The 25,195-nt window shown below is 69.2% G+C and carries 19 protein-coding genes, 2 tRNA genes and 2 pseudogenes; 7 read left to right on the top strand and 16 right to left on the bottom strand.

Annotated elements, in window-relative coordinates:
• Nucleotides 1-14: 14 nt before the first annotated feature.
• The gene (locus ACW5E8_RS02775) at nucleotides 15-1,850 is read left to right on the top strand and encodes an ABC transporter ATP-binding protein (RefSeq protein ID WP_456965221.1); all 1,836 of its coding nucleotides are present in this window, start codon (nucleotides 15-17) and stop codon (nucleotides 1,848-1,850) included.
• 189 nt (nucleotides 1,851-2,039) lie between these two features.
• On the opposite strand, the gene ACW5E8_RS02770 is transcribed toward ACW5E8_RS02775, so the two are convergent.
• The 6 genes and pseudogenes from ACW5E8_RS02770 to ACW5E8_RS02745 form a co-directional block, all read right to left on the bottom strand.
• Nucleotides 2,040-3,209, bottom strand: coding sequence for a hypothetical protein (locus ACW5E8_RS02770; RefSeq protein WP_456963968.1), 1,170 nt, complete (start codon nucleotides 3,207-3,209; stop codon nucleotides 2,040-2,042).
• 59 nt (nucleotides 3,210-3,268) lie between these two features.
• Nucleotides 3,269-6,766, bottom strand: a complete 3,498-nt coding sequence (locus ACW5E8_RS02765; RefSeq protein ID WP_456963967.1) for an error-prone DNA polymerase — start codon at nucleotides 6,764-6,766, stop codon at nucleotides 3,269-3,271.
• Nucleotides 6,763-8,238: a Y-family DNA polymerase gene (locus ACW5E8_RS02760; protein WP_456963966.1), complete on the bottom strand. Its 1,476-nt coding sequence runs from the start codon at nucleotides 8,236-8,238 to the stop codon at nucleotides 6,763-6,765. Before ACW5E8_RS02760 ends, ACW5E8_RS02765 begins: the two co-directional genes overlap by 4 nt.
• Nucleotides 8,239-8,437: 199 nt before the next feature.
• A pseudogene (imuA, locus tag ACW5E8_RS02755) lies at nucleotides 8,438-9,067 on the bottom strand (translesion DNA synthesis-associated protein ImuA); the annotation flags it as partial.
• Nucleotides 9,068-9,071: 4 nt separating this feature from the next.
• Nucleotides 9,072-9,746 carry a transcriptional repressor LexA gene (lexA, locus tag ACW5E8_RS02750; RefSeq protein ID WP_456963965.1) on the bottom strand — a complete coding sequence of 225 codons (675 nt, stop codon included), beginning with the start codon at nucleotides 9,744-9,746 and terminating at the stop codon, nucleotides 9,072-9,074.
• 90 nt (nucleotides 9,747-9,836) lie between these two features.
• Nucleotides 9,837-11,486: an alpha/beta hydrolase gene (locus tag ACW5E8_RS02745; RefSeq protein WP_456963964.1), complete on the bottom strand. Its 1,650-nt coding sequence runs from the start codon at nucleotides 11,484-11,486 to the stop codon at nucleotides 9,837-9,839.
• A gap of 126 nt (nucleotides 11,487-11,612) precedes the next feature.
• On the opposite strand from ACW5E8_RS02745, the gene ACW5E8_RS02740 reads away from it, so the two are divergent.
• Genes ACW5E8_RS02740 through ACW5E8_RS02720 form a run of 5 tightly spaced genes read left to right on the top strand, consistent with a single transcriptional unit; the run spans nucleotide 11,613 to nucleotide 17,265 of the window.
• The gene (locus ACW5E8_RS02740) at nucleotides 11,613-13,319 is read left to right on the top strand and encodes a histidine kinase (protein ID WP_456963963.1); all 1,707 of its coding nucleotides are present in this window, start codon (nucleotides 11,613-11,615) and stop codon (nucleotides 13,317-13,319) included.
• The gene (locus ACW5E8_RS02735; protein WP_456963962.1) at nucleotides 13,307-14,035 is read left to right on the top strand and encodes a LytR/AlgR family response regulator transcription factor; all 729 of its coding nucleotides are present in this window, start codon (nucleotides 13,307-13,309) and stop codon (nucleotides 14,033-14,035) included. The genes ACW5E8_RS02740 and ACW5E8_RS02735 overlap by 13 nt, the downstream gene beginning before the upstream one ends.
• Before the next feature lie 57 nt (nucleotides 14,036-14,092).
• Nucleotides 14,093-15,208 (top strand): type 1 glutamine amidotransferase domain-containing protein, encoded by a 1,116-nt coding sequence (locus ACW5E8_RS02730; protein WP_456963961.1) that lies wholly within the window; start codon nucleotides 14,093-14,095, stop codon nucleotides 15,206-15,208.
• A 3-nt stretch (nucleotides 15,209-15,211) separates the two neighbouring features.
• The gene (locus ACW5E8_RS02725; protein ID WP_456963960.1) at nucleotides 15,212-15,901 is read left to right on the top strand and encodes a response regulator transcription factor; all 690 of its coding nucleotides are present in this window, start codon (nucleotides 15,212-15,214) and stop codon (nucleotides 15,899-15,901) included.
• Complete coding sequence (locus tag ACW5E8_RS02720) at nucleotides 15,898-17,265, top strand: sensor histidine kinase (protein ID WP_456963959.1); 1,368 nt, start codon at nucleotides 15,898-15,900, stop codon at nucleotides 17,263-17,265. The genes ACW5E8_RS02725 and ACW5E8_RS02720 overlap by 4 nt, the downstream gene beginning before the upstream one ends.
• Here ACW5E8_RS02720 and ACW5E8_RS02715 read toward each other — a convergent pair.
• Nucleotides 17,169-18,383 carry an NAD(P)/FAD-dependent oxidoreductase gene (locus tag ACW5E8_RS02715; RefSeq protein WP_456963958.1) on the bottom strand — a complete coding sequence of 405 codons (1,215 nt, stop codon included), beginning with the start codon at nucleotides 18,381-18,383 and terminating at the stop codon, nucleotides 17,169-17,171. The two genes, ACW5E8_RS02720 and ACW5E8_RS02715, sit on opposite strands and share 97 nt — an antisense overlap.
• 125 nt (nucleotides 18,384-18,508) lie before the next feature.
• On the opposite strand from ACW5E8_RS02715, the pseudogene ACW5E8_RS02710 reads away from it, so the two are divergent.
• A pseudogene (locus ACW5E8_RS02710) lies at nucleotides 18,509-19,081 on the top strand (dienelactone hydrolase family protein); the annotation flags it as partial.
• 446 nt (nucleotides 19,082-19,527) lie between these two features.
• Here the strand turns inward: ACW5E8_RS02710 and ACW5E8_RS02705 are convergent.
• The 9 genes from ACW5E8_RS02705 to ACW5E8_RS02665 all read right to left on the bottom strand — a co-directional run bounded on the left by ACW5E8_RS02705 (nucleotide 19,528) and on the right by ACW5E8_RS02665 (nucleotide 25,193).
• A complete protein-coding gene (locus ACW5E8_RS02705) occupies nucleotides 19,528-19,920 on the bottom strand; it encodes a BRCT domain-containing protein (protein ID WP_456965220.1) in 393 nt (130 codons plus the stop codon).
• Complete coding sequence (locus ACW5E8_RS02700) at nucleotides 19,881-20,420, bottom strand: hypothetical protein (protein WP_456965287.1); 540 nt, start codon at nucleotides 20,418-20,420, stop codon at nucleotides 19,881-19,883. The genes ACW5E8_RS02705 and ACW5E8_RS02700 overlap by 40 nt, the downstream gene beginning before the upstream one ends.
• Nucleotides 20,421-20,558: 138 nt before the next feature.
• The gene (locus ACW5E8_RS02695) at nucleotides 20,559-21,785 is read right to left on the bottom strand and encodes an RtcB family protein (protein WP_456963957.1); all 1,227 of its coding nucleotides are present in this window, start codon (nucleotides 21,783-21,785) and stop codon (nucleotides 20,559-20,561) included.
• A gap of 47 nt (nucleotides 21,786-21,832) precedes the next feature.
• A complete protein-coding gene (locus ACW5E8_RS02690) occupies nucleotides 21,833-22,954 on the bottom strand; it encodes a slipin family protein (RefSeq protein WP_456965219.1) in 1,122 nt (373 codons plus the stop codon).
• 357 nt (nucleotides 22,955-23,311) lie between these two features.
• A tRNA-Thr gene (locus ACW5E8_RS02685) sits at nucleotides 23,312-23,379 on the bottom strand.
• Nucleotides 23,380-23,382: 3 nt separating this feature from the next.
• Nucleotides 23,383-23,453 (bottom strand) — tRNA-His (locus ACW5E8_RS02680).
• Nucleotides 23,454-23,996: 543 nt separating this feature from the next.
• Nucleotides 23,997-24,392, bottom strand: coding sequence for an acyl-CoA thioesterase (locus ACW5E8_RS02675; protein ID WP_456963956.1), 396 nt, complete (start codon nucleotides 24,390-24,392; stop codon nucleotides 23,997-23,999).
• Nucleotides 24,389-24,730 carry a thioredoxin family protein gene (locus ACW5E8_RS02670; RefSeq protein WP_456963955.1) on the bottom strand — a complete coding sequence of 114 codons (342 nt, stop codon included), beginning with the start codon at nucleotides 24,728-24,730 and terminating at the stop codon, nucleotides 24,389-24,391. Before ACW5E8_RS02670 ends, ACW5E8_RS02675 begins: the two co-directional genes overlap by 4 nt.
• The gene (locus ACW5E8_RS02665; protein WP_456965218.1) at nucleotides 24,702-25,193 is read right to left on the bottom strand and encodes a flavodoxin; all 492 of its coding nucleotides are present in this window, start codon (nucleotides 25,191-25,193) and stop codon (nucleotides 24,702-24,704) included. Before ACW5E8_RS02665 ends, ACW5E8_RS02670 begins: the two co-directional genes overlap by 29 nt.
• Between the last annotated feature and the right edge of the window lie 2 nt (nucleotides 25,194-25,195).

Here is a 25,195-nt window from a genome sequence, read left to right as displayed (position 1 = left end):
GGCCGCAGCGCGGCCTGTTCGGCTGGTTCGAATCGCGCCTGGATCCCTTTCCGGAAGCAGCGCCCCGACAGCCCCCGCGCGGCCTGGTCGCCTTCTGCCTGCATTACACGCGCGGCACCGGTGGCTGGCTGGCGCTCATGGCCGTGCTCGGCGCACTGATCGCCGTGGCCGAGCTGGGCATGTATGTCTATCTGGGCGCGCTGGTGGATCGCCTCGGCGAGCACACGCCGGCCACCTTCCTCGCCGCGGAGGGCCCGCGCCTGGTCTGGATGGCGGCGCTGGTGGCGATCGGCCTGCCGCTGCTGGTGTTCCTGGACAACCTGGTCCAGCTGCAAGTGCTGCTCGGCAACTTCCCGATGCGCATCCGCTGGAACGTGCACCGCTACCTGCTGCGGCAGTCGATGGGCTATTTCCAGGACGAGTTCGCCGGGCGCATCGCCACCAAGCTGATGCAGACCTCGTTGGCCGTGCGCGAGACCGTGGTCAAGCTGCTCGACGTCGGCGTATACATCCTCGTGTACGTGTTCGGCGCGATGCTGGCCGCGGCGGCCGCGGACTGGCGGTTGATGCTGCCCTTCGCCGGCTGGCTGATCGGCTACATCCTGCTGATGGCGTACTTCGTACCGCGCATGGAGCGCGTCTCGCGCGAGCAGGCCGACGCCAGGTCGGACATGACCGGGCGCATCGTCGACAGCTACACCAACATCGCCACCGTGAAGCTGTTCTCGCACTCGCGGCGCGAGCAGGCCTATGCGCGCGAAGCGATGGACGGCTTCCTCGGCACCGTGTACCGGCAGATGCGCCTGGCCACGCGCGTGGGCGCCGGCAACTACACGCTCAACATGGGCCTGGTATTCGCGGTAGCCGCGATCGGGCTGTGGCTGTGGATGGGCGGCGCGATCAGCGCCGGCGCGCTGGCGGTCGGCATCGCGCTCGCGCTGCGCCTGGTCGGCATGAGCCAGTGGGTGATGTGGGAGCTGTCGGCGCTGTTCGAAAATATCGGCACCGTGCAGGACGGCATCAATTCGATCTCGCTGCCGCCGACGGTCGACGATGCGCCCGACGCACCGGAGCTGCCGGCGATCACCGGCGACATCCGCTTCGAGTCCGTCGGCTTCCACTACGGCAAGGGCTCGGGCGTGATCGAGCACCTCGACCTACACGTACGCCCGGGCGAGCGCATCGGCGTGATCGGCCGCTCGGGCGCCGGCAAGTCGACGCTGGTGAACCTGCTGCTGCGCTTCCACGACGTCGAGTCCGGCCGGATCCGGGTCGACGGCATCGACATCGCCAGCGTGCAGCAGGACAGCCTGCGCGCGCGCGTGGGCGTGGTCACCCAGGACACCTCGCTGCTGCACCGCTCGGTGCGCGACAACATCCTCTACGGCCGTCCGGACGCCACCGAGGCCGAGATGATCGAGGCCGCGCGCCAGGCCGAGGCCCACGACTTCATCCTCGAGCTCTCCGATTCCGCCGGCCGCCGCGGTTACGACGCCCACGTCGGCGAGCGCGGCGTGAAGCTCTCGGGCGGCCAGCGCCAGCGCGTCGCCATCGCGCGCGTGCTGCTCAAGGACGCGCCGATCCTGGTGCTGGACGAGGCGACGTCCGCGCTGGATTCCGAGGTCGAAGCCGCGATCCAGGGCAACCTGTACCGGCTGATGGAAGGCAAGACGGTGATCGCGATCGCCCACCGCCTCTCGACGATCGCGGCGATGGACCGGCTGGTGGTGATGGATCGCGGCGCGATCGTCGAGGAAGGCACGCACGAGGAACTCGTGGCCCGCGGCGGCATCTACGCGCAGCTTTGGCGGCGGCAGTCCGGCGGCTTCCTCGCCGAATCCGGGGGCTGAGTTCGCCGGGCCTGAGTTGGCGGGGTGGAGGGAGAGCGTCGCGCTTTTGCTGTTTCCGGCGGCCCGCGGGAAGGCGTTGCGAGGCGGGTTGGGGGGTACGTAGTGGGCATAAAGACCACCACGTGGTCAGCCCACGGAGTACCCACCAACACGCCGTCCCGCACGCCGCCCCACAGCCCCGCGGTCTTCCTAGGGAGAACCACTCGCGCCATTGGCGGGCGTGGACTCGACCCGTGCAGCAGCCGAATCGCCACCGCGGCTGTCCTCGTCCTCGCGCGGTTCACGCGCCGGCGCGCGGCGCTGGAAGAACGCACTGCGCACCACGTCGAACTCGCTCATCGGACTGTCGTCCGGACAGGTCTGGTCCGGGAAACCGTACTGCTCGCGCATCGCCAGACCGCAGTCGGTAAGCTCCTCGAGCTCCCGGTCGGGCATCTTGCACTGGTGGTCGAAGTTGCGCTGGAACGCATCGCGGCGGCGCACGAAGTCTTCGCCGCACTTGCGCATCAGCTGCAGCCGGTCGAGATCGTCCTGGGCCGGATTGGTGCCGTCCAGGCCGTATTCCAGCAGCTCGTCGGCGGTCAGCAGGCGGAGGTTGCGGTTGGGCACCGCCATCATCATGTCGGCCACGGCCACCGCCACGCCGTTGCGCGCCAGGAATTCCTTGACGCGTCCGTAGACCGCCTGCAGTTCTTCGTTGAGCTGCGCACGGGAGGTGGCGGTGGAGCTCATGCGGATGATGCGGTGGATGCCGACGGGGCCCGAGATCATGCGCACGTCGCCGGCGCCGAGGATCAGCACGCAGGCGCTGTGACAGCTCGCGCCCTCGCGCACCCAGATCGTCCAGCCGGAGGCGCCGATGGCGTCGCCGGCCTTGATCGCGTCTTCCACCTGGCCACCGCTGGAGTCGATGTCGAGCACGCGCTTGCCGATCTCCATGCGATCGGCGATCGCGGCCACGCGCTCGACCAGGGCGTGGAAGCCGGCGTTGATCTTGCCCTGGTAGCGCAGGCGCACCAGGCCGACGTCCTTGCAGGGGGTCAGTGCATCGACCACACCGAGGAATGAGAGGTTGGCCAGCGGCGTGCCGTCGCCCAGGTTGGCGTAGTCGAGTTCGCAGCTGACCGAGGCGGTGCCGTCGGCCAGTGCCGCGTCGGGCCAGTCGGTGCCCTTGCGCACGTCATAGGGCTTGGGCGGCGCTTCGACGGGCGTACTGATGAATTCGCCCGTACCGTTGGCCTCGGCGATCGCCGCGGGCTCTGGCTCGGGTGGCGCCGCGGGTGACTGCGCGCCGCAGCCGGCGAGCAGGACACACAGGGCGAGCGCACGGAGCAGGGTCGGCATGGACGCGGGTTGCATGGGCATGGCTCCACAGTCTATGGCCTGCCCGGCCCCGCGAAAGGAACGCCGGGTGAACTTCAATGAAAATCGCGGGATTCGGTGCGCAGGCCGCCGAGCAGCGGCGACAGGTCCTCGAGGTCGCCGGCCACCAGGTGCTCCACGCCATCCACCCGCTCCCAGCGGCCCCGCACCACCAGCAGCGTCGCGCCCAGCAGCGCCTTGCGCCGGCGCTCGGCCACCCGCGGCCAGACGATCACGTTGACCATGCCCCCCTCGTCTTCCAGGGTCACGAAGATGGTGCCGCTGGCGGTCTGCGGACGCTGGCGCTGGGTGACGATGCCGGCCACGGCCACGTGGCTGCCGTGGCGGCGGTCGCGCAGCTCGTGCGAGGCCAGCAGCCGGCGCGCGCGCAGCTGGTCGCGCAGCAGTGCGAGCGGGTGCTGGCGCAGGCTCAGGCCCAGCGCGCGGTAGTCCGACAGCACGTCCTCGCCTGCGCCGGGTGCCGGCAAGGCCACCGCGTCTTCGTCGGGACTGCCCGGCAGCAATGGCCGCTGGCGTTCGATGCCGGCCACCACCCAGCGCGCGTCGTGGCGATGGCCGGCGAGCGACTGCAAGGCGCCGGCTTCGGCGAGCGCAGTGCGGGCTTTTTCCTCGAGCCTAGCGCGGCGGCAGAGGTCGGCGATGTCGCGGAAGGGACGCTGCGCGCGCGCCGCCACGATGGCGTCCGCGACGGCTTCGGAGAGGCCGTGGATCATGCGCAGCCCCAGCCGGATAGCCAACTGCTTTTGTGGGAGCAGCCATGGCTGCGAATGGGCTTGCAGAGACGGTCGCCCGTGCGGGTCGCAGCCATGGCTGCTCCTGCAGGGTTCCAGCGTGCAGTCCCACTCGCTGATCGCCACGTCCACGGGCAGCACCTCCACGCCCACCCGCGCCGCCTTCCCCCGCCGAGCGTCCTGCACGATCTGGCTCGGCGAATAGAAGCCCATCGGCTGCGAGTTCAGCAGCGCGCAGGCGAACGCCGCCGGCTCGTGGCGCTTCAGCCAGCAGCTCGCGTACACCAGCTTGGCGAACGAGGCCGCGTGGCTTTGCGGGAAACCATAGGAACCGAAACCCTTGATCTGTTCGAAGATCTGGTCGATGAACTCCGACGCGTAGTGCTTCGCCTCCATCAGCGCGCGGATGCGCTGGCGGTGCGGCTCCATGTCGCCGCCGTGGCGCCAGGCGGCCATCGAGCGGCGCAGGTGGTCGGCCTCTTCGGGCGTATAGCCCGCATGGATCACCAGCTCCATCACCTGCTCCTGGAACAGCGGCACGCCAAGCGTGGGGCCGAGGATCTCCTCGATCCCGGGGGATGGATACGTCACCGCCTCCTTCTGCATGCGCCGGCGGAGGTAGGGATGCACCATGTCGCCCTGGATCGGCCCGGGCCGCACGATCGCGACCTCGACCACCAGGTCGTAGAACGTCTTCGGCTTCAGCCGCGGCAGCATCGCCATCTGCGCGCGCGACTCGATCTGGAATACGCCGACGGTGTCGGCGAGCTGGATCATGTCGTACGTGGGCTTGTCTTCGACCGGGATGGTCGCAAGCTCCAGTTCGCGGCCGCGGTGCGCCTTCACCAGGTCCAGCGCCTTGCGGATGCAGGTAAGCATGCCCAGCGCCAGGCAGTCGACCTTGAGCAGGCCCAGCGATTCGAGGTCGTCCTTCTCCCACTGGATGATGGTGCGATCGTCCATCGCCGCGTTCTCCACCGGCACCATCTGCCACAGCGGCGCATCGGAGATCACGAAGCCGCCGACGTGCTGCGACAGGTGCCGCGGCTTGCCGCGCAGCATCGTGGTGACGGCAAGGATGCGCGAGACCAGCGGGTTGTCGATGTCGAAGCCGGCATCGGCCAAGCGCTGCTCCATCGGCGTTTCGCCGTTGCCCCAGCCGAAGCACTCCGCGAGCAGGGTGACCTGGTCCGGCGGCAGGCCGAAGGCCTTGGCCACGTCGCGCACCGCGCTTTTTCCCCGGTAGCGGATCACGGTGGCGGCCAGCGCGGCGCGTTCTCGGCCGTACTTGGCGTAGACGTATTGCATGACCTCTTCGCGCCGCTCGTGCTCGAAGTCGACGTCGATGTCGGGCGGCTCCTTGCGTTCCTTCGACAGGAAGCGCGCCATCAGCAGCCGGCTTTCCGTCGGATTGACCGCGGTGATGCCCAGCGCATAGCAGACCGCGGAGTTGGCCGAGGAGCCGCGGCCCTGGCAGAGGATGTCGCGGCTGCGGGCGAAGCGGACGATGTCCTCGACGGTGAGGAAGAACGCCTCGTACTTGAGCTCTGCGATCAGCGCCAGCTCGCCTTCGATCTGCTTGACGACCTGAGGCGGCGTTCCGTCCGGCCAGCGCTTGCGCATGCCGGTTTCGGTCAGCTTGCGCAACTGGCTGGCCGGAGTCTCGCCTTCGGGCACCAGCTCCACCGGGTAGGTGTATTTCACCTCCGACATCGAGAAGTTGCAGCGCCTGGCGAGCTCCACCGCATTGGCCAGCAGCCCGTGTGGATGGATGTTGCCCAGCGCGCGCCGCGTGCGCAGGTGGCGTTCGCCGTTTCGGAAAAGATGCGCGCCGGCTTCGGCCAGCGGCAGGCCGTGGCGGATCGCGGTGACGGTGTCCTGCAGCACGCGCTGGCGCCGGGTGGCCATGTGCACGTCGCCGCTGGCCAAGGGCGTGAGCCCGAGGTTCGCGGCCAGCGCCAGCAGGTGGTGGAGGCGCGCATCGTCGTCCTGTTCGCGCTGCAGTTCGACCGCGAGGTATGCGCGATCATCGAACACGTTGCGCAGCCAGGCGCCCTCCTCCACGTCCGGCTCGCGGCCGGGCAGCCAGAGCGCAAACAGTCCGCACCCCGCGACTTCCGTGGGAGCGGCTACAGCCGCGATGGCCCTGGCTTCCGTGGGAGCGGCTACAGCCGCGATTGGCGAGCCATCCAGGGTGGTGGTGCTTTTATCGCGGCTATAGCCGCTCCCACAGAGGGTTTCCACATCGGTGCGGGACAGACGGTAGTCGCCCTTGGGCGCCGCGCGGCGTGCGGTGGTGATCAGCCGGCACAGCTGCGTGTAACCCATGGCGTTTTCCACCAGCAGCACCAGGCGCAGGCCGTCCTCGAGCCGGAACTCGGCACCCACGATCAGCTTCACCCCGGTGATCTTCGCCGCCTCGTGCGCGCGCACGATGCCCGACAGCGAGCACTCGTCGGTGATCGCCAGGGCTTCGTAACCGCACTGGGCGGCGCGGGTGAACAGTTCCTCGGCACTGGCGGCACCGCGCAGGAAGCTGAAGTCGGAGAGGCAGTGGAGTTCGGCGTAGGCCGGCAATCCCGCCCCTGTGGGAGCGGCTACAGCCGCGATCCGGGACAGACGGCCATCGCGGCTGTAGCCGCTCCCACAGGGAGGCATCGGGGCGGGGGCGGGATCGTTGGCCGCCCCGGGCGGCATCTGCAGCTGCATCCGCCGTTGCATGCGCACGATGCGTGGCTCGCGCGCGCCGGGGGTATCGGGCGCGACGCCGGGCGGCAGGCCATGGTCGTCGTCGTGGCTCATGCGAACCAGCCGTGCAGCATCCAGTCGCCCTGCACGCCCGGTGGCGCGAAGGCCCAGGCGCGCTGCCCGCGCGAGGTCTCCAGCACGTAGTAGTCGCGGCGCGCGTCGTCGCCGTCCCACCAGCCGCTTTCCAGGCGTTCGGGGCCGGACACGATGCGCAGCCGCGGATCGCGCAGGGGCACCGGGCGCGGCAGCAGCCAGGCCGGACGTGGCGGGCGCGGCGGCGCCGGAGCGGCACACGCCGCATCGTCATCGACGCCGGCACGGCGCCAGGCACGCTCCGGCCGCGGATCGCCCGACGGTGCCACGCGATGCACCGCTTCGTCGCCCAGTCGCGCACGCAGGCGCTCGCGCAGCTGCGGCCACGGCACCGCCTGCGCCGGGCGGGTATCGAACAGGTCGCGCGCGGCGGGTACGAAGGGCGGCAGCTCGCGCGCCAGCAGGCGCACGGCGATCACCGGTGCCGGCAACGCCGCCTGCTCCAGGCGATTGCGGGTGAGGTCGAACAGCACGGTCGCGTCGCGCTCGGCGGCCAGCAGGCCGACCGGGACGTCGGTATGCAAAGCCCCCGCCACCTGCATCTGGTCGGCTTCGTGCGAAGGCAGCGCATGCCGCGCCTCGTGCTCCAGGCGCAGGGTGAAGCGCTGCACGCCACCATCGCGCGCCGACAGATACGTGGCGAGGTCGGCGATCAGCCGCCGCAGCGGAAACAGCAGCGCCTGGTGGCTTTCGACCTCGAAGCCGAGTTCGATGCGGCCATCGAAGTGGTCCGGCGGCGCATAGCAATCCAGCGGATCATCGGCGTCGCCGTGGAGGCGGTCGATGTGGTCGAGCAGCGCGACGCCAAAGCGTCGACGCAAACCATCGCGCGGCATCGCCCGAAGCGCAGCGAGCGTGCGCACGCCCATGCGGTGCAGGCGTTCGCCGGCGTCGTCGGGCAGCGCCGCGCGGCGCACCGGCACCCGCGCCAGCGTCTCGCGCATCGCCTCAGCATTGGTGACCGCGAAGCCATCGCGCAGGCCTGCGAACACCCACGCCGCGCGCGGCGTCGGTGCCAGCGCGATGCGGTGGCTGAAGCCGAGGCCGTCCAATTCCTCGCGCAGCCGCGCCTCGAAACGCGGCCACGGCCCGAACAGGCGGAAGCTGGCGCGCACTTCCAGCACGATCGCACCCGGCCACTGCGCGCTGACCTGCGAGCTGTGGCGATACGCCCAGGCGGCGAGGAAGCACTGCCAGCGCACTTCAGACGCCGGGTCGTGCTCGACCATGGCGACGTCGGACAGCAGCGCATGCGCGGCCGACAGCCGCATGCCCGATTTCAGGCCGGCGGCTGCCGCCGATGCGTTGACCGCGTGCAGATGGCGCAGCTGCGCCGGGCCCGACACCAGCGCCAGCGGGCGGGATGGATCCGGCGCACGGCGGAGGACAGCGTCCAGCGCCAGCCGCGGCAGCGCAATGCAGGCCCAGAGCATGGCGGCCTCAGGGGCACACTGTGGGAGCGGCTACAGCCGCGATGGAGCGTCTGTCTGCACGGTCAGGGATGGAGGCGACTGCCTTGCATGTTGGAATCGGGGCTATAGCCGCTCCCACAAAAGCCGCCGACCCCACAAAGCTTGCTCCCCCGGAGGCTGCTCCCACAGAAGCTGCTTCCACAGGCAAGGGGATGGCGAACGGGCGGGTGGGCGGATTGGCGCCTCGGCACTTGCGCACGTGCCAGGCGCCTTTGCCTTCGCGGCCGCAGGCGTACTCCAGCCGCAGCGCCGCCGGCGAGGGATTGACCGCGTGCTTGGCATCGCGGAACGCGAACCCCAGGCAGTCGCCGCTGTCCGCAGCCACCTGCAGCCGGCGCAGCGCCTGCGCATCGGCCTGCAGCGGCCAGCCCATTACCGCGGCGCAGGCCGCGCTGCGCAGGCACTGTTCGAAGGCCCACAGCGCACCACGCGCGTCGGCCTCGATGATCTCGAGATGGCGCAGGTCCACACCCGCCGCCTGCCAGGCTGGCGCGTAGGGCAGGTACGGCGGCGCCACCACCGCGACCACATCGCCCGCCTGCGTCAGCCGCGCCAGCGTGGGCAGCAGCAGCGCCAGCTCGCCGACGCCGTCGGCCGGCAGCAGCAGCTCGGTCAGCGCGGCGCGCGGCCAGCCGCCCTGCGGCAGCAGCGCGTCAAGCCCGGCATGACCGGTGGGCTCGCCATCGGCTTCCAGCACCGGCGTACGGCCTGCGCGCCACACGGTGCGCGCCGACAGCATGGCGTCGAGGCTGGGCAGCGAAGCAAGCGCGGGCGCCAAAGTCATCGCCATGCCCTCACGCCGTGCGCACCAGGCCGCAGTACAGGCCTTCGATCGCGAAGTCCGCGCCCGCCGGCACCTCGATCGGCGCGTAGTCGGGATTGCGCGGCAGCAGGCGGATCCGGCTGTGCGTGCGCTCCAGGCGCTTGATGGTGATCTCGCCCTCCACGCGCGCCACCACCACCTGCCCGTTGCGCGCGTCGCTGGCGCGCTGCACCGCCACCAGGTCGCCGTCGAAGATGCCGTCATCGCGCATCGAGTCGCCCTTCACCCGCAGCAGGTAATCGGGCTTGCTGGAAAACAGCGCGCGGTCGAGCAGCAGCATGCGCTCCACGCCCGCATCGGCGCCGACCGGCGCGCCCGCGGCCACGCGGCCGAGCACCGGCAGTTCGAGGCGGTCGTCGCGGACCTTCAACCGCGTGCCGGGCACGTGGCGCGCGCGCCCTGCCCGTCCCGCCGCACCGGCCTGCGCCATGCCGCCGACCACGCGGATGCCGCGCGCCTCGTTCGGCCGCACTTCCAGGTAACCGGCGGCCTCGAGCCGGCGCACGTGCTTGTGCGCCGCGCAGGCCTGGCGGAAGCCGAAGGCGTCGGCGATCTGCTGCAGCGTGGGCGGCGCGCCCTCGGCCTCGGCATGGGTCTGGATGAAGGCGAGCACGTCGCGCTGTCGGGGGGTGAGGTCGTCGGTCATGGGTAAAAATCTATTTACCTTGTCGGACATAAGCAAGCCCGGCGGTCGGAAGATTCCAGCGCCGGGCGGTCTCAGACAGTGAGAGCGGTTTCAGATCAACGGCTTAGGCCGACCACCGCGAACCCGAGACTTGCGACGCCACCGCCGCCAGAGCATCCACACCGCCAGCGGCAATCCCATCACGGTCGCGAGCGCCGCCAACGCCTCCCCCCGGCCGATACCGAGCGCGAGCAGCAGCAGCTCGAACTTGCTTGTGGCAAACGCTGGCGGCGGCACCTCCAGCACGGCGTCGTGTACCGGGCGGCCGGCGAGAAAGTCGGCGATGCGTCCGGCAATCTCCGACTGACCCAGCCAGAGTTCATCGTCATGGCTGGCACCGCGCACCAGCAGGTGCCTGCCGTCACTGAAGCCGGGCAGTAGCGCCTGCGCATTTGCCGGCGGCGTGCGCCCGTCCAGCGTGCCGCTGACGAACAGCACCGGCACGGCGCTTCGCAACGGTGCACGGAATACCTCGCCGAGGTCGACGAGTCCGAGGCCGTCACCGAGCATCGGGAAGGGAAAGTTGATCGCGTCGCCGAACAGGCTGTCGCGCGCCTGCGCCTCGACCAAGGCCCTGCGGTGCGGGCTCTGGCCGGACGCCACTTCCATCGCCAGCGGCATGGCGCGGAACTCGCCGAGCTGCTCGCGCACTGCCAGCACGATGTCCGCCATCAGGCCGTAGTCGCCGCGCTCGGCGTCGCGTAGCGCCAACGGCAACAACTGCTGGGTAGAGCGTCGCCCGAGCGTGGCCGCGATTGCCATCTGCGCGTCGTACTCGCCGATCGTCACCATCCTGCCGCCATGCATGAGGCTGCGGCCCTGGCCTGGCTGGTGGCGCAACGCCTCAAGCACGCGCCGTGCCGATCCGGCCAGGTCATCGAATCCGTCACCTTCGGCGACGACGGCCAGCTCGGCCAGCAAGGCATCGGCCGCCAGCGGCAGCTTGAGCGTATCGTCGGGCCCCTCGGCGCCGATCAACACGATGCGGTCAATGCCCGCCCCGTGCAGGCGGACACTGGCCAGGGCCAGGTGGGTGCCGTAACTCATGCCCCACAGACTGATCCGCTGCACACCCAGCGCGCGTCTCAGGTGCTCGATGTCGCCGGCACTCTCGGCGGTGGTGTAGGCAGCCAGATCGATGCCCTCCTGTTGCCAGTAAGCGATGCAGCGCGCGGCCGTGGAGCGCAGCGCCGCCAGCGCGGCGTCCCGCACCACTGGCTGGGCGTCGTCGAAACGATGCACATGCGGGCATGGCGGCGGCGGTTCCGAGAGGCCCGTGCCACGCTGGTCGAGCAGCAATACATCGGTCTCGCGCCGGACCCGGTCGAACACCGGCCAGCGCGGACCGCGCGCCGTCCCGACACCGGATCCCCCAGGGCCGCCGGCCAGATAGACCACGGGCGCAGCGCGGCCATCGCCGCCCGTGGCCGGCAGGCGCACCACCCGCAAGCGCATGCGCGGTCCCTCTGGCTCACCATGCCGACGCGGCACATCCAGGAAAGCGACCTCGGCCGCGATGGTGCCGTGTTGTGCGGTTTCGAACGCATAGGGCGTGAACGCCAGCGGTGCGTGCACATCGCCCGCCAGTACGGGCATCGCACCGGCAAGCCACAGGCACATCGCCGCCAGCAGCCTGGCCGCTGCCCGAGAGTGCAGGCAGCGACCACGAAGGCGGGAAACGGAAAGCGATACGGCGGACATGACGGACTCCACGGCACAGGTCACAGCCGCCAGCATCTCCTCCGGCGTTGTGGTCCAGGCCGCCCCGTCCGCCCAACAGCTCCAGCCGGGGGACCAGCGTCTCCGCGCAGCAGATACGATGAACGCATGCAGCTTCCGCGCACCCTGATCGCACTCGCCATGTTGCTGGCCGCCATCGCGGCCTGGCTGTCAGTTTCGGCGCGCCACCCGGCAACGTTGCATGTGCTGGCCGCGGAAATGGCTCCCGCCTTCGACGTTTCGGGGACCGTGCCGCAGACGCCGCCGGACGACCTCGACTGGCGCCCGCTCGACCAGCGGGAACTGGCCGGCTGGCGCGATCCCTACTGGCTGCGCTGGCGATTGCCTGCGCCCAGGGAGCAGCACAGTGCCGACCGTGCACTGCGCCTGTCGCTACGCGCCGCCAGCCAGCCTTTCTGGAATGGAGAACCATTGGCAGGCAACGGCATCGTGGGGCGTACAGCAGAGGAGGAACGAGCCGGCCGCATCGACATCGTCCGCGTGCTGCCGCCATCCTCTCCCAGCGGCACGGACGAGTTGGTCGTGCTCGCTTCCAGTCACCACCAGTGGTTTCGCCCACATAGTGCGGACGCCGCCGTCGAGGTGGCGCCGGTCGAAGCGATCTACAGCCATCGCCTCCAGCCGTGGCTGATCGCGGCGTTCGCCACGGGTGCGCTCGCGGCGGCATTCCTGTATTTCCTGGCAGTGCAACGCGGCCGGCTGCGCGTGCCCGGTGCTCGCCTGCTGCTCGCGCTTGGCGCGGTCGGCCTTGCATTGCCGGTCATCGAGGCCTGGCGCCCGTTGCTGGGCTATGCCTATCCCTGGCACGGTCCACGCCTGCTCACACTGCAGGTGCTGCACCTGGCGGCCGCGGTCCTGCTGCCGGCCTACATCGCGCGTCGCTTCGACGCTGCGGTGCCACTTCACACACGCATCGGCTACCTCGCAGCGCTCGCGGGGGTGACCGCATTCGTGCCGAGCTTCGATGGCCGCGGCGCGGCCGTACTGCTGCTGAGCCTGTTCGCTTCGGCCTGGCTGTTGCTGCGCGCCCGGCGTGAGCAAGAGGAGCGCTGGCCCATCCTGACGCTGGTACTGGCTGGCGCGTTGACGATGCCCTTCGCTGGCAGCGCCTTCCTCGACGGCCCGTACTTCCTGTTCCTGGCGGTGTTGATGGGTTTCCTGCTTCTGCGCCACGCGGCGCAGCTGCGTGCACTGGACCGGCATAACGCCTTGTTGCGCGAAGAGCGCGCCCGCCTTTCGCTGCAGTTGCTGCAGCGGGGCATCCAGCCGCACTGGCTCATGAACACCTTGACCTGCCTGCAGGAACTGATCGAACAGGCCCCGCCGCGCGCCAGCCGTCTGGTCGAGTCGCTGGCGGAGCAGTTCGATCGCCTGCGCGAGAGCAGCAGCCGCCAAAGCGTTCCGCTGGAGGACGAGCTGGCCCTGTGCCGCAGCCACCTCGACATCGTTGGCCTGGCCCAGAATCGCCCCATCAGCTTCGAGATCGACGCCGACGACACTGGACTGTCACTGCCACCCGGCGTTCTCCACGCCCAGGTCGAAAACGCGCTGACCCATGCCGGAGCCGCCGCCTGCGCGCAGCATCCGTTCCGCCTGCGCGTGCGTCGCGAGAACGACCACTGGGTCCTGGAACTCCGCAGCGCACGCGGGTCCGCACCGCACCGCGGCCATGGAACCGGCACGCGCTACATCGAGGCCAGCCTGGCGGCCAGCTGTCCCGGCGGCTGGCGCTTCGTCCAGGGCGTGGATGGCGCGGACTGGTGCGGCCGGATCGAGCTGGCATGCGCATCCTGATCGTCGAGGACGAGCCGCTGGTACGCCAGCGTCTGTTGCGTCTATGCACCGAGCTGGCCGGCGCACGTGCACGCTTCGACGCCGTCGCCGACCTGGAATCAGCGGGCGACCGCCTCCAGCGCAGCGTCTACGACGGGCTGCTGCTGGACCTGAACCTGGGTGGCGAGGACGGCTTCGAACTGCTGCGGAACGCGGTGGCGGGCCGCTACCACTGCGTCGTGGTCTCGGCCCATCGCGAGCGTGCGCTGCAGGCCTTCGAGCACGGCGTACTGGATTTCGTCCCCAAGCCGTTTTCCCGCGAGCGCCTCGGCCAGGCACTCGAGCGCCTGCTCGATGTCGGCCGCTACCGTTCCGGCCGCGCCCGCTACCTCGGCGTCTGGCGTGCGCAAGGCACGGCACTCGTCGAACTGGCGGATGTGCTGTGGATCCGCGCCGACGGCGACTACAGCCAGTTGCGCATGCGCGACGGCCGCAGCGAACTGCACGACAAATCCCTGGCCAGCCTGGGCGCCGTATTGCCGCCAGATTTCGTGCGCTGCCACCGGTCCTACCTGGTCAACCTGCGCCATATCCGCACCCTGCATGCCGGATCTGGCAGCCGTTACTGGCTGGTACTGACCGACGGTGCGGAACTGCCCGTGGGCCGCGCCCACGTCGCGGCGCTGCGCTGCGAACTTGCTCCTGGATCCCCAAGCCCCGGCAATCAGGAAGTTTGAAATCCGCTTGATATGGCGGCGCGATCCTGTCCTCCCCTGGATGCCACTGGAACCGCCATGCGCCGCCTGCCCCTTACCTGCCTGCTCGCCGCCGTCGTGCTGCTGTATCTCCCGTCCGCGTTCGCACGCGACACCGTCCTGGTCGTGCTCAGCGGCGAAGGCCGCGACGCCGGCAAGACCCGCCCCGGCTACGAGTTCGACGAACTGTCCCAGGCCTGGCTGATCTTCAAGGCCAACGGCCTGTCCGTGGAAGTCGCAAGCCCGCAGGGCGGTGCGATCGAGGCCGACAAGTACAACCCCGACGAGCCCTTCAACGCTGCGCTGCTGGCCGACGCCGGGGCGATGCGCCAGCTGGCCGACACGCGCCGTATCGACGCGCTGCGCGCCGAGGACTACGCCGCCGTCTACGTGGTCGGCGGCAAGGGCGCGATGTTCGACCTGCCGCGGAATGCCGCACTGCAAGGCCTGCTCGCCCGGGCATGGGACAACGGAGCGGTCGTTGCCGCGGTCTGCCATGGCCCGGCCGCCCTCGCCGACGTCCGCCTGGCCGACGGCAACGCGCTGGTGGCCGGCCGCCGCATGACCGGCTTCAGCAACGAGGAGGAGGCGGTGTTCGGAAAGAAGTGGGCGTCGCAGTTCCCGTGGCTGCTGGAGGATGCGCTGCTGGCGCGCGGTGCGATGTGGGACGAAGCGCCACTGATGATGCCCAAGGTGGTGGTGGATGGACGCCTGGTCACCGGCCAGAACCCCTACTCCACCACCGCGGTGGCCGAAGCGATCGTGCGTGCCCTGGGCCGCACCCCGGTCGCGCGTACGCCGTGGCGCGACGAGCTGAGCATGGCCCTGGTGGAACGCCTGCGCAGCGGCGACATCGCCGGCGCGACCGCGGCGCTGGAACAGGACCCCACGCGCTATCACGTCGAACTGATCGGTCTGCTCGGCTATTACCAGGCGCAGGTCGCCGGCGACGATGCCGCCCAGCTTCGGCCCGCGCTGCAGACGATGGAACTGGCCCTGCCGCACATGGGCGAGCCGCAGCTGAAGCTCGGTGCCGCCGAAGCCCACCTTCGCCTGGGCCAGCGCGTGCAGGCGCGCGCCCTGGTCCTCCAGGTACTGGAAGCGGCGCCGCAGATGGAAGAGGCTGTCACCCTCCTGAAGCGGATCGACGGCTGAGCCATGCACCTGCCCGCGCTGCGCATCCTGGTGATCGAGGACAACCCGGTGCTGCGCGACAACCTGGCGGCGATGTTCGCCGGCCACGGCATCGCCGCCAGCTTCGCCGCCGATGGCCTGAGCGGGCTGCAGGCGGCGCTGGCGGATCCGCCCGACGTGCTGGTGCTCGATCTGGGCCTGCCCGGGCTCGACGGCCTGCGCGTCTGCGAGCGCCTGCGCGCGCAGGCCGATCGCCACATCCCGGTGCTGATGCTCACCGCGCGCGACGCGCTGGACGACAGGCTGCTGGGCTTTGCCAGCGGCGCCGACGACTACCTGGTCAAACCGTTCGCCGGCGCCGAGCTGCTGGCGCGCTGCCTGGCGCTGTCGCAGCGCCACCGCGCCGGCACGCCGCACCTGCTGCGCATCGGCAGCCTGAGCATCGACCGGCGCAGCGGCGTGGTGCAGCGTGAGGGCCATACCCTGCAGCTGCAGCACACCGCGCAGCTGCTGCTGCTCGCGCTCGCCGAAGCCTGGCCGCGCACCCTGACCCGCAGCGAACTGGTCGAACACATCTGGGGCGATGCCCCACCCGACTCGGATCCGCTGCGCACGCACCTGTACATGCTGCGGCAGGCGCTGGATCGCCCGTTCGCAGTGCCGATGCTGAAGACCGTGCATGGCGTCGGCTTCCGGCTGGAGGCCGACGCGTGAGCACCACGACGCGTCCACGCCGCCGCCTGCAGCACCGGCTGATGCTGGCCTTTGGCGGCTTCGCCCTGTTGGTGGCCGCGCTGTACGGCTTCTACGTGGTGCTGTTCGTCTACCTGGTCGAAGACCGCTTCTTCCATGGCCTGCTGCAGCAGGAAGCACAGGCGCAGCTGGCACACCACGCCGCGCACGGCGACTGGACGCGTCCGCAGCTGCACTTCGTCGCCGTGCATGCCGATCCGGCCGCCCTGCCTGACGGGCTCGACGCCTGGCTGGCCGAAGAGCCCTTGCGCCGCGAGTTCCCCGGCCACGGCGGCCGCCACTACCACCTGCAGGCGCTGCAGCCACCGGCGCCGGCCGCACCGGCGTGGCTGGTGGCCGAGGTCAGCCAGCAGCTGGCGGTGCGCCCGATGCGCAGCGGCATCCTGCAGTGGCTGGCCTGGTCCAGCCTGGCGGTGCTGGCGCTGGCGCTGCTGCTCGGCGCCTGGCTGGCCCGGCGGATGACCGCGCCGCTGTCGCGCCTGGCGGCGCTGGTGGACGAGGCCACGCCGTCACGGCTGCCCGCGGGATTCTCGGATGCGTTTCCGGACGACGAGGTCGGAACGTTGGCGCGCGGGCTGGAGCGCCTGATCGCGCGCATCGACGACTTCGTTGCACGCGAACGGGAGTTCAGCCGTGACGCCAGCCACGAGCTGCGCACGCCGCTGGCGGTGATCCGCAGTGCCTGCGAACGCCTGGCCGCGCGCGATGACCTCGATGTCGAATCGCGGCTGCAGCTCGACCATGTCCGCCAGTCCGCATACCAACTCGAGCAGACCGTCGCCACGCTGCTGGCCCTGGCGCGCGAGGAGCACAGCGCCGAGGCCGTCAGCGAGGTCGCCGTGCTGCCGCTGCTGGAGCGCGTGATCGTCGACCAGGCACCGCTGCTGGACGGGCGTGCGGTCGAGGTCCGGTTCGACGTGGCCGCCGGCACGCGGGCGCACCTGCCGGCGACCGTGCTGCACATCGTGCTGTCGAACCTGGTGGGCAACGCCTTCGCCCACACCCCTGCCGGCGAGGTCGCGATCGACGTGGACGGCGACTGGCTGCGCATCGCCAACCCGGGCGGCGGCATCGCGGCAGGTGCATTCCAGCCCTTCGTCAAAGGCGAGGCCAGCGCCGGCTTCGGGCTGGGGCTGGCCATCGTGCGCCGCCTGGGCGAGCGCCACGGCATCGCCCTGCGCTTCGACACCGATGGCGCGGGCACGGTCGCCCGGCTTGGACTGACGGCTCAGCCTTCCCCGCGATCGAACGAGAACAGCGCCGCCAACGGATGCTTGCGCCGCTCGATCAGCGCCCGCACCAGTCCGGCGCCGATCATCGAATAAGTGATGCCGTTGCCACCGTAGGCCATCGCGAAATGCACGCGCGGTCCGTGCTGCGCGTGCGGGCCGAAGAACGGCAGGCCGTCGCGGGTCTCAGCGAAGGTGCCCGCCCATGAGAACGCCGGCCGCAGCGGCAGGTGCGGGAACAGGGCCGCGGCCTTGTCCAGCAGCTTGCGCGACTTCTTCTCCACGCGGGCGTCGCGTCGCGCAGGCACGTCGACGTTGTCGTCCTCGCCGCCAACCAGCAGGCGCCCGTCACCGGTCGTGCGCATGTACAGATAGGGACGCGCCGTCTCCCAGACCATGGTGTCGACCAGCGGGCCCAGGGCGTCCTTGCCGAGCGGGTCGGTGATCATGGCGTAGCTGCTGCGATCGGCGGCGACGCGCTTGCGCAGCCACTTCTGGCTGGCGTAGCCCGCGGCGATCACGACGTGGCCGGCGCGCACCGCGTGGCCGTCGGCGGTGGTGAGGAGCACATCGCGCGAACGCGGCTGGATGGTGTCGATGGTCGTGCGGTCGAACACCGCACCGCCGCGCTTGCGCAGCCGCGCGAACAGTCGGTAGGCCATGCGATACGGGTCCACGCGCGCGGCCAGCCGGCTGAGGATCGCCGCCGGCGAATCGAAGCCGAACTGCTCGCGCACCGCCTCCGCCTCCAGCCACGCCATGTCGAAGCCGTGGCGCTGGCGCAGCGCGAACTCCGCGCGCAGCGCGCGGACGTCGCGGCGCCGGCTGGCGTAATAGAGGCTCCCGGCGCGTGCGAAGTCCACGTCGCGCACGTCCGCCGCCTTCGCCTGCAGCAGCGGAATGGCCTCGGCGCAGGCGCGGTAGGCGAGCACCGCATTGTCCTCGCCGTAACGCTTGGCCAGGTCGACCATATGCGTGTCGATCTCGTACTGCAGCAGCGCCGTGCTGGCGGCGCTGCTGCCCCATCCCACGTCGCGCTGCTCGAACACCGCGACGTCATGCCCATGCGTGGCCAGCTCGTCGGCGATCAGCGCCCCGGTGATGCCGCCACCGATCACCGCCACGTCGCAGCGATGGTCCGCCTGCAGCGCCGGGAAGGCGTGCATCAGGCCGTTCTTGACCGCCCACCAGGGGTAGCCGCTTTTCAGGTCCATCGAGGTGTCGATTCCAGTCGGGATACGGTGGCGCATATGACTGCACGGCCGGGCGAGAAGAACCGGTGAATTCGATCTCCAGACCAGGCCCGCGACCCATCGTCGTTGCGGGCTACCATCCACCGATGAAGGACGACCTCACTACGACGCTTCGCGAGCGCCTTGGCCTGGCGGACCCTGTCCCGATGGAATTCCAGCGAGGCAAGGCCGAAGAGACCGACGGATTCGCCCGTGAAAGGATCGGGTACCGCGGACTCGAAGGTGATCTCATTCCCGCCTTCCTGTTCACGCCCAGAGGGCGCGACACGCTCGGCGGAGTGGTTGTCTTCCACCAGCACAACGGCGAGTTCCACTTCGGCAAGAGCGAGGTCGCGGGCGATGTGGGCGACGCCTTCCAGGCCTTTGGGCCGGCGCTCGCCCGCAGGGGCGTCGCGGTCCTGGCCCCGGACTCCATCACGTTCGAGGATCGACGGGGAGCGGTCCAGGGGGTGGAGCCGGACTACTACGATTGGCTCCAACACTACAGCGCCATGAGCTACCGGCTGCTGGATGGCGACCTGCTGATGAGGAAGTGCCTGGATGACGCCCAGCGCGCCCTGAGCGTCCTGCTCCAGGCCGCTGACCTGGACGAGCGGCTCGTGGGCGTGGCGGGACACTCGTACGGTGGCTACACGGCGCTCTACCACGCGGCAGTCGATTCGCGATGCCGGTTCGCATGCGTCAGCGGTGCGGTGTGCAGCTTCGAGACGCGACGTCGGGAGAACACCGGGATCACTCTGTTCGAGGCCGTGCCCGGGCTCGCTCGCCAGATGGACACGCACGATGTTCTTTCAGCCATCGGACCTCGACCAACGCTGGTCGTATCGGGTACCGGGGACAAGTACTCGCGGGATGCGGACCAGGTCGTGGCCAAGGTCGCCGGCGACTTCGTCACCGAGCTCCGCGTCGACCGAGGACATGCGCTCGATCAGGAGAGGTTCGACGCGATCGTCGAATGGATCGTCGGCCGCGTATCCAATCCGTGAGAATGGACACCTGGCGGCCAGCAGCGGACATCAGGTTTCGGTACACGCAAAGAGACGCGTTGCCACGCCGCTCCGGAAGTCTGCGGTTGAATGGCGGCGACTGCCCGACCTGCCGCCCCTTATCCGTAGTCGGCTACCGCGTCATGGAAATCGAACTCGTGCACGATGACGACCCGGGATCCTGCCTTGCGAAGCTGGACCGCCTTCTCCACCTTTCGGCCGTAGCACGCGAATGCCCAGCACGGATTTCCCTCGGCTCCAATCACGAGGTAGTGCACCTTCTTCGAGGGGCTCCCATGGGCTGTTCCGCCAAGTCTCTCGACAATCCCTGCGAACTCCGTGCGCACGAATCGAGACGACGCACCCGTGAAGCAGAATCCCCTGTCAGTGAAAGTGATCTCGGGGTCGACTGCACAGAGACCCACCACTGACCCAGCCTCGGCTAGAGGTGCGCTGGTGATCGTCCGTCCACCTAGCAAGGCGGTGAACTCAGAAAAGTACGCGTGGAGCATCTCGTGCTCTTGCTCGTCAATCTTCTTGTCGAGAAGCACAGATGTGATGAGACTGCCGATCTCGTCGTAAGGCCAGCAAGTTTCAGGTGATCGTGCTCGCCCAGCCAGTCGGATAGACCACGGAGCTCCGTCTCCGAAATGCGCGTGTCAGCAACGATTCCGCCAAGGATTGCGTGCAGGCGCTGCAGGTCAGCGGTGGTGCGATCGTAGAACTCTTCCGATCGGAGGCGTTCGCACAGCCACACGATGTCGTCCCGCTCATCTTGGCTGAGGACGTGATCTGCGACAGCAGCCGTGACGACTGGGACGAACTCGTTGTACGGGTGGAGATCTCGGAGCTCCTCGTGCTCGGAAAGCCAGAGCTCTAGATACCCCACCTCCAGTTCATTGATCTCCCCGTCGATCGAGATGCCTTCAATGATCCCCAACAGGGAGTTCACTGATTTATCCAGGCGAGCCCGCGTCGTGAACTTCGCGTACTTGCGATGATCCTCATGCATGTCGTCCCCCTTGTCTGTCCCTGCAAGGCCAGACTAGCCATCGCTGGGCTCGCCAACAACAGCAGCGGGCGACGCCCCCAAGAAAAGCCTCTGCCGTGCCCGGAGAAAGAAATGGCCCCGCCTCCGCGGGACCACCCCTCATCCCTTGACGCACACCACCTGCCGCAAGGTATGCATCACCTCCACCAGGTCCTGCTGCGCCGCCATCACCGCCTCGATGTCCTTGTAGGCCGCAGGCGACTCGTCGATCACGCCCTGGTCCTTCCGGCATTCAACATGCGCCGTGGCCTCACGGTGCTGCTTCAGCGTGATGCTGTTGCGCGCCGCAGTCCGGCTCATCACCCGCCCGGCCCCGTGGCTGCAGCTGTGGAAGCTGTCGTCATTACCCAGACCGCGGACGATGAAGCTCTTCGCGCCCATGCTGCCGGGAATGATGCCGAGCTCGTCCCTGCCCGCCCGCACCGCGCCCTTGCGGGTCACGAACATCTCCTGTCCGCCGTGCACTTCCTTCTGCACGTAGTTGTGGTGGCAGTTGACGGCCATGGCCTGCAGCTTGAACTTCGGCAGCTCCGCGCGCATGGCGTGCAGCACGCGCTGCATCATCGCCTCGCGGTTGGCGCGTGCGTAGTCCTGCGCCCAGCCCACGGCCTCGACGTAGTCGTCGAACAGCGCCTCGCCTTCCATGAAGAAGGCGAGGTCCCTGTCGGGCACGTGGTAGCCGAGCACGCGCTTGCCCAGCTCATCGCGGGCCGGTTGGATGAAGTACGTGCCGATCAGGTTGCCGGTGCCGCGCGAGCCCGAATGCAGCATCACCCACGCGGCTTCGCTCTCGTCCAGGCAGACCTCGATGAAGTGGTTGCCGCCGCCGAGCGTGCCCAGCTGCTGCTCCACCTTGTCGAGCCGGATCCGCGGATGCTTCGCCTTGATGCGTTCGAGCCGCTGCCACAGGCCGGAGCCGGCCAGGGCCGACTCGACGCTGTCGGGCGTCTTGCGGTGGTTGCCGCCCGGGCCGTTGCCGACGGGAATCGCGCGCTCGATCGCCGAACGCAGCCGCGCCAGCGAGTCCGGCAGGTCGCGCGCGTTGAGCGTGGTACGCACCGCGGCCATGCCGCAGCCGATGTCGACGCCGACCGCGGCCGGAATGATCGCGCCACGCGTCGGCACCACCGAGCCCACGGTGGCACCGATGCCCAGGTGCACGTCCGGCATCACCGCCACCCACGGCCCCACGAAGGGCAGGCTCGCGATGTTGCGCAGCTGTGCATGCGCCTTGTCTTCCAGCTGCACGCCACGGACCCACCCCTTGATCGGGGTCTCGCCTTCCCGGTGCAGCCATTCGTAGTTCGAAGTGTTCACGCGTTCCATTCCTTGAAGGGCCCACGCGCCGCGTCCATTCGACGCGCGGGGTGTTGCTACTTCAGCGTCACCAGTTGCTTGATGACGCCATCCAGGCCGCCGAACACGGTCAGCCTGTCGATCTTCTCCGTCACCTTTTCCAGGGCTTCCAGCTCCTTCAAACGCATCAGGACCGGGCTTTCCTCGATCAGTTTCGCGGTGTTGAGCAGCGATCGCGTGGCGTTCGCCTCCTCGCGGCGGCGGATCACGTTGGCCTGGGCCAGCTTCTCCGCCTGTACCACCCCGTTGAGGATCTCGCGCATCTCGCCCGGCAGGATCACGTCCTTGACGCCGACACCCAGCACCTCGATGCCGAGCGCCTCCACGCGACCACGCACATGGCCGAAGATCTCCGCGTCCAGCGTGGCCTTGTCGCCAAGCAGCTCATCGAGCGTCTTGGCGGCCACGGCCTTGCGCAGACCGTACTGCAGCTCGCGGTACACGTAGTCGCTGTACTTGGCCACCTGCGTACGCGCGGCGACCGGGTCGGTCACGCGCAGCGAAGCAGCCAGGTTCACGCGCAGGCTGACCTTGTCACGGGTCAGAAGCTCCTGGCCCGAAACCTCCATGGACTGCACGCGCAGCTCGATGGTCTCCACCGCTACGTTCTTCTGGAAGTTCCAGAAGGCGTAGCTGCCGGCGCCGACCACCTGCTCCAGCGTGTTGTCGACGAACACCAGGCCCGCCGACTCCACCGGCACATCGAGCACCACGGCCACGCGGCCCAGCATGCCGAGCTGGCGCAGGCGACGCGTCACGTCCGGCGCGACGCGCAGGCCTTCGGCAAGCGAAGCCTTCTCGACTTCGACCTGCACCAGGCCACGCCAGTACAGCTTGCGCAGGCCCGGCGGCAGCACATCCTCAAGGCGGCCGTTCTTCGACACCAGTCCGACTTCGTCCATGCCGATGTCGGCCAGCACGAAGGTCTCGCCCAGCCGGGCGCCGAGCGCGGCGATCAGCGCCTCGACGTCGTCGCCGGCGTACTCCGCCTTGCGGATGTCGTGCACGACCACGTCCAGCTGGTCGCGCCACGCGAACAGGCGATGCACGCCCGGCGCGAGGACGCGCTCGAAACGGCGGTTGCGATACACCAGGCCGCGTTCGGCGTCGCCGATCACGACCCTTCGGGTCCAGAACATCATGGGTTTTCTCCTTGTGAATGGCTCTGGTGATCCGGCTCGCTGGGTGCGGAGAGCCGGTTGCCGCCTTGTGCCGGACGCGCGATGCGGCCGACTGAAGAAGTGGGAACGCCCCTGACAGGTAGCGGGCGGGCGACCGGTGCTGGTGGTGGCGTCTGCCGTGGATCCCCGGTCGCACCCGCATCGGCGCGCAACCGCCTTCCCACGTTGTCTGCCACCGCCAGGACGCGGTGCCGGCGCGGTACCCGCTGCGTGCTTCGTTGCGCATCGCGATCCACTGCGACGCCTGGCGGAACAGGCACGGGACGTTCCCGATTCGGGCTTGCGCCCTGTTGTGCTGATGACAATCAGCGATCGTTGGAGCGGGATTCGAACCCGCGACACATGGACTACAAGTCCATTGCTCTACCCGTCTGAGCTATCCAGAGGTCAACGTGCGGGACTCGAACCCGCAATCGACAGCACATGGCTGTTGCTCTCCCAGTTGAGCCAACGTTGTCGCAGCCGCTTCGAAACGGCATCGGCATACGCCACGGCAATGCCGCGCGCACCGGACGGAACGCAAGCCCGTACCGCTGTCACCGATCGAGATTCGACTGCGTATTGCCGCTTCTTTCCAAGCGGCAATTAATTCGCGCCCCACCGCTGCCGATGCGCTGGCAACACGGTGCACGCGTGTGCTTGGTCGTCCTTTGCGAACGCGTAAAAGAAAATGCCCCCGGCATGGAGTCCGAGGGCATTCGCCGTGCCTCGGAAGATCGGGGTGACCGATCTCCCGTGGAGGAGCCGGTCAGTTCAGGAGTGCGCCTTCATGCGCGAACCACGCACGCAGGCCCGCATCGCGCTTGGGCAGCGATGGCAGCAGGCGGTCGGCTATGCGGTTCTGCGTGGACATGGTCGAAGTGCGGCTTGAAGTCAGGAAAGGGGCTGCGGATATCCCGCAACGGGAGCGCACCTTACGCGCAGGGATGCACGTGCGCAAGAGAAATATTGACGTGGCGACGAATGGTCGGCCTGCGCAACCCGGCGGCGCCGGAACCCGCTAGGCGCCACCGTCACCCACCGCGACAGGGTGCCTGTCGACGTCGAGCGCGATCATGACGAAGGTCCCGCGCGTGCACAGTCGCCGTTCGCCCGTCAGCAGATCCTCCGCGACCAGATCCACCCCCACCCGGATCGAGCTGCGGCCGACGCCATTCACACGGGCCAGCACCTCGACCAGCTGCCCCTGCTGGATCGGCAGCTTGAAGTCGACCTGCTCGGAGCGTGCGGTCACCACGGTACGGCGTGCATAGCGGGATGCCGCGATGAAGGCAGCCTTGTCCATCCATGCAAGCGCCTGGCCTCCGAACAGGGTGCCGAGGTGGTTGGCATGGTCCGGAAAGACCATCTCCATCAGCCTGGCCTCGGTTGGCCGCCCGTCCGGCGATGCCGTCATGCCGAAACCTGCGCGAAACCCTCGGCGAGGGCGCGCATGATCTGCGCCGGGGCCTGGAATCCGGGCAGGCGCGCGATCTCCACGCCATCCGCGAACAGCGAGAGCGTCGGCGTCTGCCGCAGGCCGAGGCCGCGGAACAGCGCTTCGCCGACGACCTCCAGCTGCACCTTGAGCACGGGTATGTCCTGGATCAGGCCGGAGGCGGCAGCCTTCTGCAGCGAGGCATCGAGCATCCGGCAGCCGGGACAGTCGTCCTTGCAGTAATCGACCAGCAGGCGTGGATGCGCTGCCAGCATGGCGGCGTAGTGATCAGGCGAAGTGGCGTGCAGGATCCGCATGCGCAGTGATTCCTTCATGTGTCGTGGTGGCGGACAGGACCAGGTCGGTCCAGCGTTCGATCGCCAGGGCGTCGCCGGCGCCATGCGGCATCTGCTCGATTTCCAGGGGCGGATAGCGGCTACCGAAGAACTTCGCCATGCGCCGGACCGCACCGCAGTAGTACTCCTCGCCCCACTGCGTCTCGCCGGTGCCGAACACCGCCAGCCGGTCGGGCTTGCCGACCGCACCCATCAGCTCGGCGATGAATCGCTTCATCTCGGCAGGCGTGCGACCTGCGTTGTCGGTCCAGGAGCCGAGCAGGTACAGATCGTGCCGCGGGCCGGTCCCCGCGGCAGCCAGGCCATCCATGTCCACCTCGATCCAGGTCACGGCGTGGCCCAGCGCCTCGCAGCGCGCGCCGACTTGGCGCGCGACCTCGCGGGTATTGCCGCTCAGCGATGCGATGGCGAGCAGGATCCGCATCG

The organism is Luteimonas sp. A649 (genome assembly GCF_054072735.1).
Note: the sequence above shows the minus strand (reverse complement) of the source record. Positions and strands in the feature narration are given on the sequence as shown.